The 14410-nt window shown below is 69.3% G+C and carries 12 protein-coding genes; 9 read left to right on the forward strand and 3 right to left on the reverse strand.

Going from position 1 to position 14410, the window contains the following annotated elements; translation table 11 throughout:
• The first annotated feature begins 15 nt into the window (after positions 1–15).
• The 6 genes from OG230_RS22740 to OG230_RS22765 all read left to right on the forward strand — a co-directional run bounded on the left by OG230_RS22740 (position 16) and on the right by OG230_RS22765 (position 4823).
• Positions 16–1395: a sensor histidine kinase gene (locus OG230_RS22740; protein WP_328905557.1), complete on the forward strand. Its 1380-nt coding sequence runs from the start codon at positions 16–18 to the stop codon at positions 1393–1395.
• 48 nt (positions 1396–1443) lie between these two features.
• Positions 1444–2523, forward strand: a complete 1080-nt coding sequence (locus OG230_RS22745) for a response regulator (RefSeq protein WP_328905558.1) — start codon at positions 1444–1446, stop codon at positions 2521–2523.
• 203 nt (positions 2524–2726) lie between these two features.
• Complete coding sequence (locus OG230_RS22750; RefSeq protein WP_328905559.1) at positions 2727–2960, forward strand: hypothetical protein; 234 nt, start codon at positions 2727–2729, stop codon at positions 2958–2960.
• The gene (locus OG230_RS22755) at positions 2957–3556 is read left to right on the forward strand and encodes a pilus assembly protein TadG-related protein (protein WP_328905560.1); all 600 of its coding nucleotides are present in this window, start codon (positions 2957–2959) and stop codon (positions 3554–3556) included. Before OG230_RS22750 ends, OG230_RS22755 begins: the two co-directional genes overlap by 4 nt.
• Positions 3557–3585: 29 nt before the next feature.
• A complete protein-coding gene (locus tag OG230_RS22760) occupies positions 3586–4179 on the forward strand; it encodes a hypothetical protein (RefSeq protein ID WP_328905561.1) in 594 nt (197 codons plus the stop codon).
• Positions 4180–4190: 11 nt separating this feature from the next.
• Positions 4191–4823: an OmpA family protein gene (locus tag OG230_RS22765; RefSeq protein WP_443051354.1), complete on the forward strand. Its 633-nt coding sequence runs from the start codon at positions 4191–4193 to the stop codon at positions 4821–4823.
• 54 nt (positions 4824–4877) lie between these two features.
• Here the strand turns inward: OG230_RS22765 and OG230_RS22770 are convergent, their stop codons facing one another.
• Positions 4878–5069, reverse strand: coding sequence for a hypothetical protein (locus OG230_RS22770; RefSeq protein WP_328905563.1), 192 nt, complete (start codon positions 5067–5069; stop codon positions 4878–4880).
• A gap of 10 nt (positions 5070–5079) precedes the next feature.
• The gene (locus OG230_RS22775) at positions 5080–5931 is read right to left on the reverse strand and encodes a DUF5753 domain-containing protein (RefSeq protein ID WP_328905564.1); all 852 of its coding nucleotides are present in this window, start codon (positions 5929–5931) and stop codon (positions 5080–5082) included.
• A gap of 312 nt (positions 5932–6243) precedes the next feature.
• Between OG230_RS22775 and OG230_RS22780 the strand changes: the two genes are divergently transcribed.
• From OG230_RS22780 to OG230_RS22790, 3 genes are all read left to right on the forward strand, one after another.
• Positions 6244–6771: an ATP-binding protein gene (locus OG230_RS22780; protein ID WP_328905565.1), complete on the forward strand. Its 528-nt coding sequence runs from the start codon at positions 6244–6246 to the stop codon at positions 6769–6771.
• Between the two features lie 229 nt (positions 6772–7000).
• Complete coding sequence (locus OG230_RS22785) at positions 7001–9775, forward strand: hypothetical protein (RefSeq protein WP_328905566.1); 2775 nt, start codon at positions 7001–7003, stop codon at positions 9773–9775.
• A gap of 5 nt (positions 9776–9780) precedes the next feature.
• On the forward strand, positions 9781–10401 hold the full coding sequence (locus tag OG230_RS22790) for a hypothetical protein (RefSeq protein ID WP_328905567.1): 621 nt from the start codon (positions 9781–9783) through the stop codon (positions 10399–10401).
• Between the two features lie 96 nt (positions 10402–10497).
• Here OG230_RS22790 and OG230_RS22795 read toward each other — a convergent pair whose 3' ends face one another.
• Positions 10498–14187: a S8 family serine peptidase gene (locus OG230_RS22795; protein WP_328905568.1), complete on the reverse strand. Its 3690-nt coding sequence runs from the start codon at positions 14185–14187 to the stop codon at positions 10498–10500.
• Positions 14188–14410: the final 223 nt, after the last annotated feature.

Below are 14410 nucleotides of genomic sequence, written 5' to 3' on the forward strand. Positions count from 1 at the left end.
GGAGGTGAAAGGCCCATGGGCCCCCGACAGACCGGACCGGCACTCACCGGCGGACCCGACGCGACCACGGCCGAGAGCACGCCCGGCCACGTTCCGGCACTGCCCATCCAGGTGAACGCCCTCCAGGCCCTGTGCCGTCAGCTCTTCGGCTTCCGTCTCGCCATGACCGCTCTCGCCGCACCCTTCGCGCTCGTCGGCGTCGACGACAGGCTGGGCAGCTGGCTCGTAGGATCGGCCGTCCTCGTCACCGTCATGGTGTCGTACGCATTGATGCGGGACTGGGAGCGCTTCGGCCCGATCCTCCTGCGCCACCCCTCCCTGCTCGCCGCAGACATGCTGTTCGGCGCGCTCCTACTCTTTGCAGCCACCCCCGGCTCCACACTCACCTACGTCACGGTCTGCACTCCGCTGCTGGCGGGCCTGGTCTATGGCTGGCGCGGCAGCGCGATCTTCGCCGTACTCCAGTCGCTTCTGTTGGCTGTTGCCTATGGAGTCAGCCAGAAGGTTGAAGCGGATGCCTCGGCGCTTCTCGTGGTCGGGCTCTGCATCATGGCTGGGGCGGTCGGCAGTACCCTGCGGGGTCTGCTCCTCCGGTTCGGCGCCGCGTCCCAGGCCCTGACCGACACCCGTGCACGCCTCGCGGTGAACGGTGCTGTGGAGGAGGAGCGGGCACGCCTGGCCCGCGAGATGCACGACTCCGTTGCGAAGACCCTGCACGGCCTCGCCCTCGCCGCCGACGGCCTGGCGAGCACGGCGGACCGGATGGACCCGCTGACCGTCAAGCACCAGGCGGAACTGGTGGCCCGCGCAGCCCGTCGCGCCGCCGCCGAGTCCCGCGAACTCCTTTCCGACCTGCGCCGGGAATCCGGCCTGGACGGCGGAGTGGACGTCATCGACGAACTCCAGGCCCGGACAGCGGACTTCGAACGGCGTCATGGCGTCAAGGCCGTCTTCCGCCGGCTCGGTGACGGCCCCGTACCGCCCATCCCACACGCCGTGGCCCGGCACGCGCTCACGATTGCGACCGAGGCCATGGAGAACGCCCAGCGCCATGCCCACCCCAGCTATTTGGACGTCTCCGCGGGCCTGGTCCGCGACACCGTGCGGATCAGCGTGTACGACGACGGCGACGGCCTGCCCCCGGGCACCTCACTGGCCGACCTCCGCAAGGCCGGGCACTTCGGCCTGGTCGGCATGGTCGAGCGCGCCGCCTCGATCGGCGCCCGTATCCGTATCGGCCGGGGCCACGCCGCCCGGGGCACCGAGGTCCGCCTCGACTTGTCGCTGGCGGCGATGGACCTGGCCCCACCGACCCCGACTCCCACTCCGCCCCAGGGGTATCCGCCACCGCTCCCGCAGATACCCAGCCAACGCACGCGTCCTGAGAACGACTGACCAACCGCAGCCCCACCACAGTCCCCACCCGAGAGAGGAGGCCGCACCATGCCGGACGAGATCTCCCGCAGCTCCGGAGAGCAGTGGACACAGCACCCGCATGTCTCGCAGCACACGTCCTCGCACCCGAGCCCGCTCAGCTCCACCCCTACCTCCGGTCCCCCCATGCCGACGGCATCCAGCGAGTTCCCGGACTTCCCGGGCCCGATGACGATGCCCCCGCCACTGCCCCTGAGAGTCGTCGTCGCCGATGACAACCCCGTCGTACGGGCCGGGCTGACGGTCCTGCTCCAGGGGCGTGACGACATCGACGTGGTGGCCGAGGCGAACGACGGCCGCCAGGCGTACGAGATGGCGGTGCGGCACCATCCCGACGTCGTTCTGCTGGACGTCCGCATGCCCGGTGTCGACGGCATCTCCGCCCTGCCGCACCTGGTGCGCCTGGCGCCGGTGCTGATGATGACGTACAGCCGCGAGAGCGAGATCGTCCACGAGGCGCTGCGGCTGGGCGCCGGCGGCTACCTGGTGCACGGCGAGTTCACCGCCGACCAGCTGGTGGCCGCAGTCCGCGACACCAAGGAGGGCCGGGCGCACTTCACGTACTCCGCCTCCAGCGCCCTGCGCGAGTCGGTACGGGGAGGGGGCGCCCCGGGCCAGGGCGGTCAGCCGCTGCCGGAGGGTCTGGGTACGGCGTTCAGCGGCCCCGGCTACCGACCCGCCGCGCCGCCCGCGCCGGTATCTGCATCCGCACACGACACGCCAAACCGGCCCATGCCCAACCCGGCACAGAACCCGCAGGTGGGGGCAGTTCAGGGCGAGTTGGCACCACCACGATTTCCCCAAAGGGCTTCGCTTACGCAACCATCTGTGGGACATTCGTCCTCAGGGGTTCCCGCGCCTGCGGTCCCGGGAATGATCGCCGAGCTGAGTGAACGGGAGGTGGAAGTGATGGACCTGATCGCGTCGGGCATGACCAATCAGCAGATCGCGGCCACCTGCTTCATCAGCCAGAAGACCGTCAAGAACCACATCAACCGCATCTTCGCCAAGTTGAATGCCGGCAGCCGGGGCGAGGCCATCGCCGTCTGGCACCGCATGTCGTCCGGGGGGTCGACGAGGCATGGCTGACACGACGATGGGCCTGAAGGCCCAACTGACGGAGTGGGCCCGGAGTTGGGCCCGCAGGCCCATGCGACTGGGTGTGTCCCCGACGTACGTTTCTCATGTCGAAAGCGAGACCGGCCAGGAGGAAGCCGGAAGCGCGGACGACACGAAGACTTACGCAGCAGTGTCGGCCGATCTCCGGTCGGCCGAACTCGGAGGGGAACACCATGTCGAACATCACTCTGAAGGCCGCCACCACCACGCAGGCATACATCAACGGCTGGAAGAACACGGCCGTCGAGGCCATGAAGCGCCGGAGCGACAAGGGTCAGGGCGCCATCGAGTACGTGGGTATCACCATCCTGGTGGTGGCGATCGTGATCGCGCTGATCAACACCAACCTGGGCGCTTCCATCGGGAACAAGTTCACCGCCAAGATCAACGAGGTTCTCGGCAGGTGAGTCAGTCGGCTGACCACGAGTCAGGGCAGGCCGCACCGCTGTACATCACAGCGGTGGTGGGCCTGCTCTTTCTTGCGTTGATCTTCTTTGCGTTCGGCGAAGCCGATGTCAGGCGTAATGGGGCTCAGAGCGCGTCGGATGCCGCGGCGCTTGCGGCGGCCCAGGAGTCTCGGAGTCTGGAAGCGGTGGACCTGCGGGCCCACATCTTGGACAGGGCATACCTCACCCTCGTGTTCAACGGGCCGTATCCCGGAACCCACAACGGGTGTGTGAAGGCGTCCAGGTTTGCCGCACAGAACGACGCCATGAGCGTCGACTGTCGCATGCTCTTTGACGGTCGCTGGGGATTCACGGTTGGTGTCCAGTCGGACAAGGGGATGAGCGCCAACCTGGTTCCGGGCACGGAGGGGAAGCGCGCGAAGGCGACGTCGGTGGCTGTCGTCGAACCTCGCTGCAAATTCATCCCGAACCCGGATCTGACGTCGCCGTCGCCCGGTGCGCTTGCCTGTGACACCAAGGTGTGGGTGATCGACCCCAAGGACTTGGCGCTCCTGCCGGAGATGACCGAGCTCTTCACTGTACGTCTGGCCGACTGACCTCGATCGAACGCAAAGGAACTGGACCGATGAGTAATCCGCACGTGAGGACCATGCGCCGCGCGGGCGTTGCCGCCTTGATGGTGGCGACGCTCGCTCTGTCGGCGACTGCTTGCGGCAGCGACGACGGCAAGGAGCCGAAGACGGTCGCGTCCAAGGCATCCACTCCGCCATCGAAATCCGATAAGGGCAGTAGCGGCGGCGAGGTTGTTCCGGACACCAGCAAGGTCCTCGTGACGGTCAAAGGCGACTCTGGCGTTGACATGGTGATCAATTCCGCAAAGCGTGATTCCGGCGGCTTCCTCACGGTCAGTGGGCAGCTCAAGAACACGGGAAGCGGGATGTACACGACTCCGATCCAGTGGAACGGTGAGGAGGAGGCTGTCGCGTCCTCCGGCCGATCACTCGCAGCTATGACGCTGGTGGATTCGCAGGAGAAGAAGCGCTACTACGTGCTCCGGGACACGGACAACCGACCGCTGACGACGAGTGGCTACGAGCCGAGCATTGAGGCGGGGAAGAGTCTCACGTTCTTCGCGCAGTTCCCCGCGCCGGCGCAGTCGACGAGTCAGGTCGACCTTCAGTTCCCCGGTTTCGCCAACGCCACGATCGAGATCTCCTGATGAGCGCCGCCATGTCGAGCACCCAGCGGGCTCGCGCCCGGCTTGCGATGACCGTGTTCGCCGGGGCGCTGGCCTTCGGAGTTGGGGCCACTCCGAACGCTTTCGCCGATGACAGCCCTTACCCGTCTGCGTCCGCCGAGGTGCCGGTCCAGGTCGACGGCAACGACGCGGACCTTAAGCTCCCGGATGGCGCAACCCTCGCCGCCCCCAAGGTCCTCGACATCAAGTCCGTCGTCGAAGACCTGGGAGGCGAGGAGCGCCGCGAGGACACCAACGCAGACATCAAGTTCGCGCTCCAGGCCGAAGTGCTCTTCGGTAAGGACAGCGCAAAATTGAGCTCTGCGGCCAACAGTCGTATCAACGCGATTGCCGAGGAGATCAAGAAGCAGGACGCCAAGAAGGTAAGGGTGTTCGGCTTCACCGACAACCTCGGTTCGTCCGCCCACGGCGACGTCCTCTCCAAGCAGCGTGCCGAAGCCGTGCACGGTGTCCTGCAGAAGGCGCTGACCGGTACCAGCATCACGTTCGAGATCCGTGGATATGGCGAGCAATACCCGATCGCCAGCAACGACAATGAAGAAGGCCGCAAGAAGAACCGCCGGGTGGAGGTCTCCTTCCCCCGCGCGGAGGGCTCGCAGAGCTGATCCACGCACAGCGCCCGGTACCGCGATTGCCTCGCGGTACCGGGCGCTTTGCCGTTACAGCAGGTGGTCGGCCTTGCCGGCCTTGATGTCGCGGATCATCTGCTGAAGTGCCTCGCGGCTGTCGGTGAGGTAACGATCCTCCTCGCCGCGAACGGCGATGAAGCCGTTGCCCGCGTCGTCCGTTCCGAGCCGGAAGCAGTTGTTTCCCTCGCCGCAGTAGGACTCTTCCCAGTTGATCTCAGCCATGGCGAACTCCTCAGAGTTGAAGTGAGATGGTGCGAATGAAGTCTCGCGACTCGGCAGAAGGCAGCGAGGCGTCCTCCATCCAGTCCAAGTGAGCTCGGTACTTGGCAAGTTGTGCATCTTCGTGCATGAACTCAGGGCCATGCGCCGAATCAAGCTGCACGGTGTCCAGCTGGGGTACGACGCCATGGGCGTAGAGCAGCGCATGCCCGGCGCCGGGGAATGCCCCGCGGTCGATGGGGACGACGCGGATCTCGATGTGCTCCCGCTCGGACATCTCGCACAGGTGAAGCAGCTGCTCCTGAGCGATCTTCCGGCCGCCGAACTGCATCCGCAGCGCGGCTTCGTGGACGTAACCCACGTACTCGGTTGGGGATTTCCGGTCGAGCACCTGCTGTCGCTCCATCCGGTGGGCCACCCGCAACTCGACCTCCAGACGTGACAACGCGGGCAGTACCGCGCCGAACACAGCCCGGGCGTATCCGTCGGTGTGGAGCAGACCGGGGAGGTGGACGGTCTGCGCTGTCCGGATGCGAGCCGCGTGCCATTCGAGTTCGGCGATGTTCAGCAGTCCTGACGGGAGGGAGCCCCGGTACTGCTCCCACCACCCGCGCTCGCGCTGTTCGGCCATCTCCGCGAGTGCTTCGACGTAACGAGTGTCGGCGCAGGCGTAGTTGCAGGCCAGCGTGCGCACTCGGTCGGCGGCAACGGGCCGGACACCAACCTCCATGTTGGAGATCTTTGTGCGGTCGATGCCCAACAGGCCCGCCGCGTACGCGGTGGTCGCCTCGGCAGCGAGGCGCATCTTGCGCAGTTCGGCGCCGAGCCGCTTCTGGCGCTCTGTCGGAGTTGAACTGCTCGGCATAGGCCCCTTCTTTCGCCGACGGTGGGCACAGTCTGCCGCTGGACGGGGCGCCCGGTCCAGCAGGTTGGAGGCAATTGCCTCCAACTCTATGACACGAGTGCCCTCGCTGGGCTACATTCAGTAACGCACCGCTCACGCTCGGATGGGTCGGAAGTGCATCACGCGGTCCTGCCCGCACTCTCCTGCCCTGGGAGGGGTCGGCCCGCGTCAGGGAGACAGGCCACTGCCCATCCGGTAAGTCGCGAGTACCTCGTGCGCATCGACGCGAAAGAGAACCCCGTCAACAGACCTTTCGTTCAAGGGGAGTCGACCATGCCTCCATCTCCGCGCGCCGCACTCTGTCCCGTGACCCAGGAGCCCGTACCCGACCTCGACCCCGACCCCGACCCCGATCCCGAGCAGGCCCCGCGCCCCGCCCCGTACCCCCGGCGCCGTTCCGGCGGCAGGCTGGCCCTCAGCCTCACCCTGCCCGGAGACCCTCGCAGTGCGGCCGTCGCCCGTGGCGTGGTCACGACCGCCCTCCGGGCGTACGGCCTGGCCTCCTACACCTGGCCCGCCGCCCTCCTTGCGTCCGAACTCGTAGCGTTGAACGCAACGCTCACTCCGCAAAGGGACCTCTACCTCTCCCTCCGCCACCGCGACGACGCACTCCGTCTGCTCGTCTGGGACCAGCACCCGGACCATGCGTGCCCGGGTGCGGCGGCGCTCTGTGCGCAGCGCCGCCGTCGGGGGCTGTGGCTCCTGGCGGCTGTCGTCGACGACTGGGGCGGTGACTGGGGTGTCTGTGACGCGCTGCCGCCGCAGCGCGGATACAAGTCCTGGGTCGTACTGCCCCGTTGACGTGCGGGGGGACGGTGCGGGGCCGAAAGGAGAATCCAGGTCCATGTTTAGGCCCTGGGGCCCATGGCACGCGCGTTCGTGCTCCGTACGGTTGGCCGCCGGGGTGGGGCGCCGCGCGCCACCATGAACGGCCGTTTCCGTTCCGGGGGTTGAGTTCACTATGTCCGTTTCCGGCGGTCTCCCATGGCCCGGGGCGTCATCGCAAGGCGATGACGCTTCCCGCCGCCCCATGCCGCAGCCGCTCATGGTGGCCCGCTGGCTGGTGTACGTGCTCTTCGGGGCGACCGTGCTCGGTGGCGTCGGGCTGTTCCTCACCGCTGCCTCGCTGGACGCGGTGAACGGCACGCTGCTGGGGATCCTCGTCTACGGGGCGGTGCCGGGGACGGTCGGCTGGATACTGGCGCGGCGTGCCTGGACCGGTGGGGTCCGCGTGTGGTGGGGCCTTATCGCCGTGCAGGCGTGGCTGATCCTCGGTGGCCTGTCCAACCTCCGTGCCGGTTCGGTCCAGGGCTTCACCCAGCTCTTTCTGCCCGTCGTGATTCTCGTGTTCCTGTGCCGGGCGGAGAGCCGCCAGTGGTTCCGGCTCGCGGGGTCGCGGCGGAGCGCGCGTCCCCCCTTCTCGATGCCCCACATGATCAAGTGGCGCCGGGACCGCGGGCAGTCGGCGGTGGAGTACGTGGGGCTGGTCACTCTCGTCGCGGGGATCGTGTTGGCGCTCATCGTGACGGGGGCCGGCAGTCAGATGGCCGACGGCTTCAGGTCGGCCATCTGCTCGGTCACCGGCACGGCCTGCCCTGCCGGTGGGGACACCGGAGGCCAGACGGTCGAAGCGGGTGGCGGGACAGAGGGGCAGACCGGCGCGACCACGGATGGCTCCATCTCGACCGGTGGCTCAACCGGCGGTTCGACCGGCGGCGACACCGGTGGCGAGGCCGCGGGTGGTTCCAGCAGCGGCGGTACGGGCAGTGGCGGTACCGGCAGCGGTGGTACGGGCAGTGGCGGCACCGGGGGCGGTACCGGGGGAGAGACGGGCGGCGCGACCGGCGGTGAAACCGGTGGCAGCACCGGCGGCGCCACAGGTGGCGAAACCGGCGGCGGCGAAACTGCCGGCACCACCGGCACCACCGGCACCTCCGGCGAGACCGGCACCACCGGCACCTCCGGCGAGACCGGCACCTCCGGCGAAACCGGCGGTACCGACGATTCCGACGAGGCCGGCGATCCCACCGACCCCTACGAGCCGATCGTCGCCGACGGGGACGATTCGGCCGGCGACAAGGGGGACGGCGAGAAGAAGGAGGAGTGTTCAGGCTTCCTCGGGTGCACCCTCGACCAGCTCGGGCAGGTCGGCGAGGGGCTGTTCGTCGACGGCATCTGGGGCGACGTCACCGACCTCTGGGACACCGTCGTCCACCCCATCGACACCGTCACCGGAATCGTCGACTACGGGAAGTCGCTCGGCGACAAGTGGAGCGAGGACTCCAAGGACGCCGGTGACAAGTGGGCGGACGGCGACTACCTCGACGCGCTGACCGACTGGGGCGGTGCCTCGGTCAACACGGGCGTCAAGGTCCTGGACGACATGTTCGTCGGGGAGGAGGTCCGCGAGACTTGGAACCGGGGTGAGGAGACCCAGGCCGCCACCACCGTCATCTGGAACGTCGGTTCGCTGTTCATCCCCGGCTACGACGTGGCCAAGGTCGTCGGGAAGGCCAGCAAGCTCGGCAAGCTGGGCAAGCTCGCCCAGGCCATCGCCGAGGTGTCCGACAAGGCCAAGGACGCCGCGGGCCGGGCCCGCAAGGCGGCTGGGCTCGGTGACGCCGCGGGAGCCCGTAAGGCGGCCGACGAGGCCCAGGAGCACGCCGACGACGCGGTCGAGAAGGCGGAGGAGCACGGCAGTTGCAGCATCGCGCTGGGCGCCGCCACCCTCGTACCGTACGGGGACGGGGGAGCCGTCCGTGAGCCCCGCGCGCCCGGCGGCGTGTCCGGCTCCGGTACGGGAATCCTGGCCGCGGGACGGGCCGGGTCCCCCCTGATCCTCCTCGCGGAAGGCACGTGCGAGGGCGAGGAGGCGGACAACGCCCGCGAGGCCCAGAAGGAGGCGGACGACGCCGATCGGGTCGCCGACGGAGTCGAACTCTCCGAGGCGGCCGAGCGGGCGAAGCAGACCATCCGGGACGCGAGTGACAAGCAGAAGACGCCCAAGTCCGAGCGTTACAGCCTCAACGAGGGCGCGGTCGACAAGCTGGTCGCGAAGGCCAAGGACGAGCCCGACCCGAGCCGAGGCGAATTCGGCAAGGACGAACTGGCCTCCGCGCTGGACGATCTCACCGACGTGCTCAACGACAAGCGCATCGACACCCAGAGCCGCGGTTCCCTGGGCGGTACCGTCCTCAAGGCCAACGACCGTCACCAGCTGGCGGAAGCCATGGCGGAGGCCCGTGCGGCCAAGCGTGCCGCCGACCTGGACGCGGCCGAGGGCACGAAGGTGTTCGCGAGTGTCGGTGCGCAGAAGGGCCGCAAGTCGGTGGACTTCGGAGACGGCAAGCCGGTCGATGTCAGCGGCATCGACGACGTCGACGTCGCGTACAAGGGCAAGGACGGCAAGGTGCACGTCGTGGAGGTCAAGAACACGGCCAACGCGACCACGCAGGCATCCCTTCCCGCTCAGGCCAAGCGGCTCGCGGACTGGGCCAAGGAGGACGGAGCGACACCGCCGCGAGCGGCTCGCTACGAGATCGAGACCGCGAAGGACTGGGACAAGATCTTCAACGGGTTCCAGAAGGACAAGAAGACCGGTACGTCCCCGCCCGGCACGCCGGCCCAGACCATCGCGGACAACGGTCTCGGCGTCCGGATCGCCGGTCAGGACGTCACCCCCAAGCAGCTGAAGGACCTCGACGCCGCGTGGAACAGCAAGACCGACGCCGAGAAGCAGGCCGCTCGTGACTCCGGCAAGATGAAGGATCCCAAGAGCGCGATGGAATACCTGGGGGTCTCGTGATGGCCATGGAACACGCCGGGAAGGAGCCGCTGCTTCCCGAGGCCGTACGCGACCTGCCGTACTCCTGGGACCTCGGTTTCGTCTGGCCGCCGGAGACGGAGGAGAGCCGGGAGAACATCGCCTACGCGCGAGCCGTGCTCGAAGCGTGCCTGCCGCCTGTTCCCCTCACCACGCCCGAACCGCCTCCCGAGGTGACGCTGAAGTTCCTGGGCCCGGACGCGTCCTGGCCCGAATGGACGGAGACCCGGCGCGTGGTGCGGGAGTACATGCCGTACGCCCGCTGTGTGACGCGGGAACGCATGGCCGAGGCCGAGGCGGAGTGTGCGCGCAGAGGCTTCGACACGACGGACTTCACCGACCGGTGGACCGTCCGCATCTCCGCCTGGATCGCCGAGCAGGTCCTCTACTGGTGCGGGCTCATGGTCGACGACACCGCGGCGATCACCCCGTGGGCGATGGAGCTCGCCGAACGGTACGCGCAGCGCGGCATGGCCGCCGAGCAGGCCGTGTGGGCACTGCGCCACACGGCCGAGGTCCCGCAGAGCCGTGCGGCCCTGGCCCGGCTGGCCGTGGACGAGTCGCTGCCTCCCGGGATCCGTGAACTGGCCGCGCAACGGATCTCCTGAACGCACGGACCGGGGCGCCTGCGGTGCAGGCGCCCCGGCGTGGGTCAGCGGTGTGGGTCAGCGGTGTGGGTCAGCGGTGCTGGTCAGCAGTGCTGGTCAGCGGCGGATCTGGTAGGCGCGGGTCACCGTCTGCTCGACGCTGTTGCCGTCGGCATCGCTGGCCTGGACGCGCAGTGACACGAAGCCCGCCTTCCCAGGGTTGTCGATCGTGCCCTTGAGGCCGCCGTCGAGGCGGACCTGCCGCCAGGTGGCGCCGTCGTCGTACGAGGCCCACAGCTTCGCCCCGGTGAGCTCCAGACCGTTCAGGCCCTTGGGGTAGCGCACGCCCAGCCCGATACGGGTGGTGGAGTGCGGCCGGGCGCTGTTGGTCCGGTCGACGTCGAGGCGGTAGTCGACCGACAGGACGGGGAGCGGGGTCATTCCTTCCTTCTGCTCGGAGTGGAAGCGCCAGTCGGTGTGCACCTTGGTGGACGTCGTCCAGCCGGGGGCGTCCCGCTGCACGTCGGTGACCAGGCGGTATTCGGCGCGCTCTGCCGTCATGGGGAAGGCCACGGGGGCCGATGCGACGCTGCCGAGAAGCAGGCCGTCCCGATAGACCGTGGACAGCGCCTTGTCGCTGCCGGCTTCGGCGGAGAAGGACTGGCCCGTCGCCGTGTCGAGCAGACCGCCCGACATCACCACACCGACAGTGCCCTGCCGGACGGCCGAGTTGAGCTGTGCGTCCGGCAGTGCGGTGCGGACCACGGCCTTGTTCCACTCGCGGTGCACGCGCTGTCCGGCCTTGAGCGCGGCGGGGGTCGTCAGCTTCCAGGAGCCGCCCGCCGTCCACACCGGGCCGGTCTTCACCGCTTCCCAGGTGGGTACGTCCGCGGAGACGTACTCGGTCCGGGAGTGCGGCATGAGGACCCGGTCGAACCCGAAGTACGCCGTCGGCTGCATCGGCGAGCGCGTCAGCCTGGCGTATCCGCCTTCGGTGTCCGGCGACGACGCGTGGAAGGAGGAATCCACGGCGGCCAGTTCCGTGTCGCGTACCCGGTAGCGCTGGTCGGCGGGGATGCCGCCCTTGCGGTGCTTCAGCAGCTCGTAGGTGTACGGGCTCACCGCCGTACCGGAGAACCTGATCCTGGCGTCGTCCAGGGCCGCCAGCTCCTCACCCTGGGTGCCGGAGAGGGTCATCGCGGGGATCTTGGTCGCGGTCGGGCTCCAGTTGCCCGCACGCCAGTTCTCGGGGAGGTCGTTGTAGACGATGACGGCGACGGCTCCGGCGCTCGCGGCGTCGTCGACCTGTTGGCCCACCGTGCGCTCTGCGCTCCGCTTCACCAGGGCGAGCTTGCCCCCGACGTCCTCGCCGGGCTTCGCCACGCGCAGGACGCGGGTGCCGTCGATGCGTGCGGAGCCCGTCCAGCCCTTGAGGTAGGCGGCGTCCAGGGTCCGGTTGCCGTGTCCGACCAGCCGGGCGTCGAGTGCGGGTGCGCCGAGCGACCAGCCGACGCGCGCTTCGACGCGCTCGTTCGCGGCCTTCGTAGGGATGGAGTAGACGGCCGTCTCGCCCTCCAGCCACGTCTCGCGGTCGTGGATGAGGTCGTTGGCCGTGGCCTGGAAGGCCAGACCGACGCGGCTGCGGTTGGTCTCCGTCGGCCGGGAGGTGGCCATGGTGACCGGGCCGGCCTCGGAGCCGTCCAGGGTCACGGTCCGATCGGAGTCGATCAGCGTGCCGGGCACGGTGCCGTAGGTGTACTCCTTCAGCAGGCTCCAGTCGGAGTTGTAGTGGAAGATCTCCGAGATGAAGGCGTGCTCGCCGCGCGGTACCCGCACCACGGCGGTCCCGTCCTCCGCGATCGGGTACGTCTCGGGCAGCGCCTGGCGGCCCAGCTGCCAGGCGGTGACCGCGGCGATGCCGCTCGTCGGCCTGCCGTCGCGGTCGAGCACCTTCAGGGTGACGTCGAAGCGCTGCACGTCCCGGCCGAAGCCGACCGCCGTCACCGCTGCCGTCCGACCGTCGGCGGAGACCGCGGTGACGTGTGCGCCGTGGGATCCGGTCGTCACGCCGGCGGTGTTCAGGGTGAGGGTGACGTCGGCGGTGCCGTGTGCCGGTACGGTCACCGATTCGGCTCCCAGGCCGAGCACGCCGGCCGGCAGTTCCTCGCCCGCGTTCTCGACCTTCAGGGCGAGGGTGACCGGCTGGTCGCCGTCGTTGACGTACTCGATCGTCCTCTCGACCGGGGCGGTGGCGTCCCAGTCCCGCAGTCCGAAGTCGGCCGTGCCGCTGGCCGATACGGGCTGCCGCAGTGCGCGGGCCACGTCGACGCGGCCGGCTCCCTGGGCGTAGACGGAGGTGGCGGCGGTGGTCCTGGCCGTACTGATGAGCCGGCTCTTCAACCGGGCCGGCGTCCAGTCGGGGTGGCGCTGCGCCAGGATCGCGGCTGCGCCGGCCACGTGCGGGGTGGCCATGGAGGTGCCGCTCGCGGTGGTGTACGAGCCGTCCACCGGTGTGCCCATCGTCGTTCCGGCGGCGCGGGCGGCGACGATCCGCGCGCCCGGCGCGGTGATCTCCGGCTTGAGCCCGCCGTTACCGCCGCGCGGGCCCCGGCTGGAGAAGCCGGTGACCGCGTCGGTGGAGTCCACGGCGCCGACGGTCAGGGCCGCGTCGGCGGCTCCGGGGGAGCCGACCGTGGTCGCTGCGGGGCCGCTGTTGCCCGCCGCGATGGTGAACAGCACGCCGGTGCGCGCCGTCAGTTCGTTGACCGCCATCGACATGGGGTCGGTGCCGTCGGCGCCCTCCGCGCCGCCCAGGCTCATGGAGACGACCTTCGCGCCCGAGTGGGCGGCCCAGTCCATCCCTTCGATGATCGAGGATTCCGAGCCGCTGCCGGCATCGGAGAGCACCTTGCCCACGACCAGGTGCGCGCCCGGTGCGACGCCCCGGTACTTCCCGCCGGAGGCGGCTCCGCTTCCCAGGATGGTGGAGGCGACGTGGGTGCCGTGGCCGTGGCCGTCGCGCGCCGTCTCGCCGGGGACGAAACTGCGGCTCTCCACGATGCGGTCGGCGAGGTCGGGGTGGGTGTCGTCGACACCGGTGTCCAGCACCGCGACCTTCACGCCACTGCCGTCGAAGCCGTCCTTCCACGCCTCAGGGGCGCCGATCTGCGGGACGCTCTTGTCGAGGAGTGCCGTGACCTTGCCGTCCAGCCAGAGGCGCTGGATGCCGCCCGACAGGCGGGCCTTGGGGGTACCGGCGCGGGCGCTGTCGTCGTCGACGGCCTCCCAGAATGTGGCGCCCTTGCCCTTGTCGGCACTGACGGCGGCTCCGCGGAGGCCGGGCAGCTTCCGCGCGAGCCGGGCTCCGCCGGGTGTGGAGTCCTCGGCGGTGGGTGCGTAGCGCACGATCATCGGGGTCGACGCGTGGTGCGCGTCGTCGAATCCCTGGGCGATGAGCTGGGTGACGTTGAACAGCCGGCCGTCGACCTGGCCGTTGTGCACCAGTGCTTCGACGTCGCGCGGGATCACGTACACGTCGGTACCGACGGTGTACGTCCGCAGCTCGGCCGCGCTGCGCTGGTACGGGGTGACGTTGACGGCGAGGGTCTTGCCCGCCTTCGTGGCCACCGTCACCTGGTCTCCGGTGACGAGCGTGACCTTGGCGGTGCGGACGTCCGCCCGGGACGGGGTGGTGACCGCGTCTTCCCCGGTCTTCGGCGCGGGGGTGGCGCCGTGTGCGAGGCCCCCGCCGGCCATGGTGGTGGCCAAGGTGAAGCTGAGCAGTGCGGCTCTTCGCCTGAATCGCATGCTGAACGCTCTCCTTCCGCCGGCAGGGAGGGTTCCGCAACCGGCGGATCAAGCCTCGGCAGGAAGGGGCGCCGACGCTACGGCCACGGCTGACGAAGAAGTGACATGTCCGCTCGCCGCCACCCTGCGCGTATCGAAGCCGGACGGGCGTCGCGCGTGATAACGAGGCCGCCGTCCCGGTGTGCGGGTGTGGTTGGATCACGCTGTGTCCGGTGGGGGGCCC

This window comes from Streptomyces sp. NBC_00234 (assembly GCF_036195325.1).
Lineage (GTDB): Bacteria > Actinomycetota > Actinomycetes > Streptomycetales > Streptomycetaceae > Streptomyces.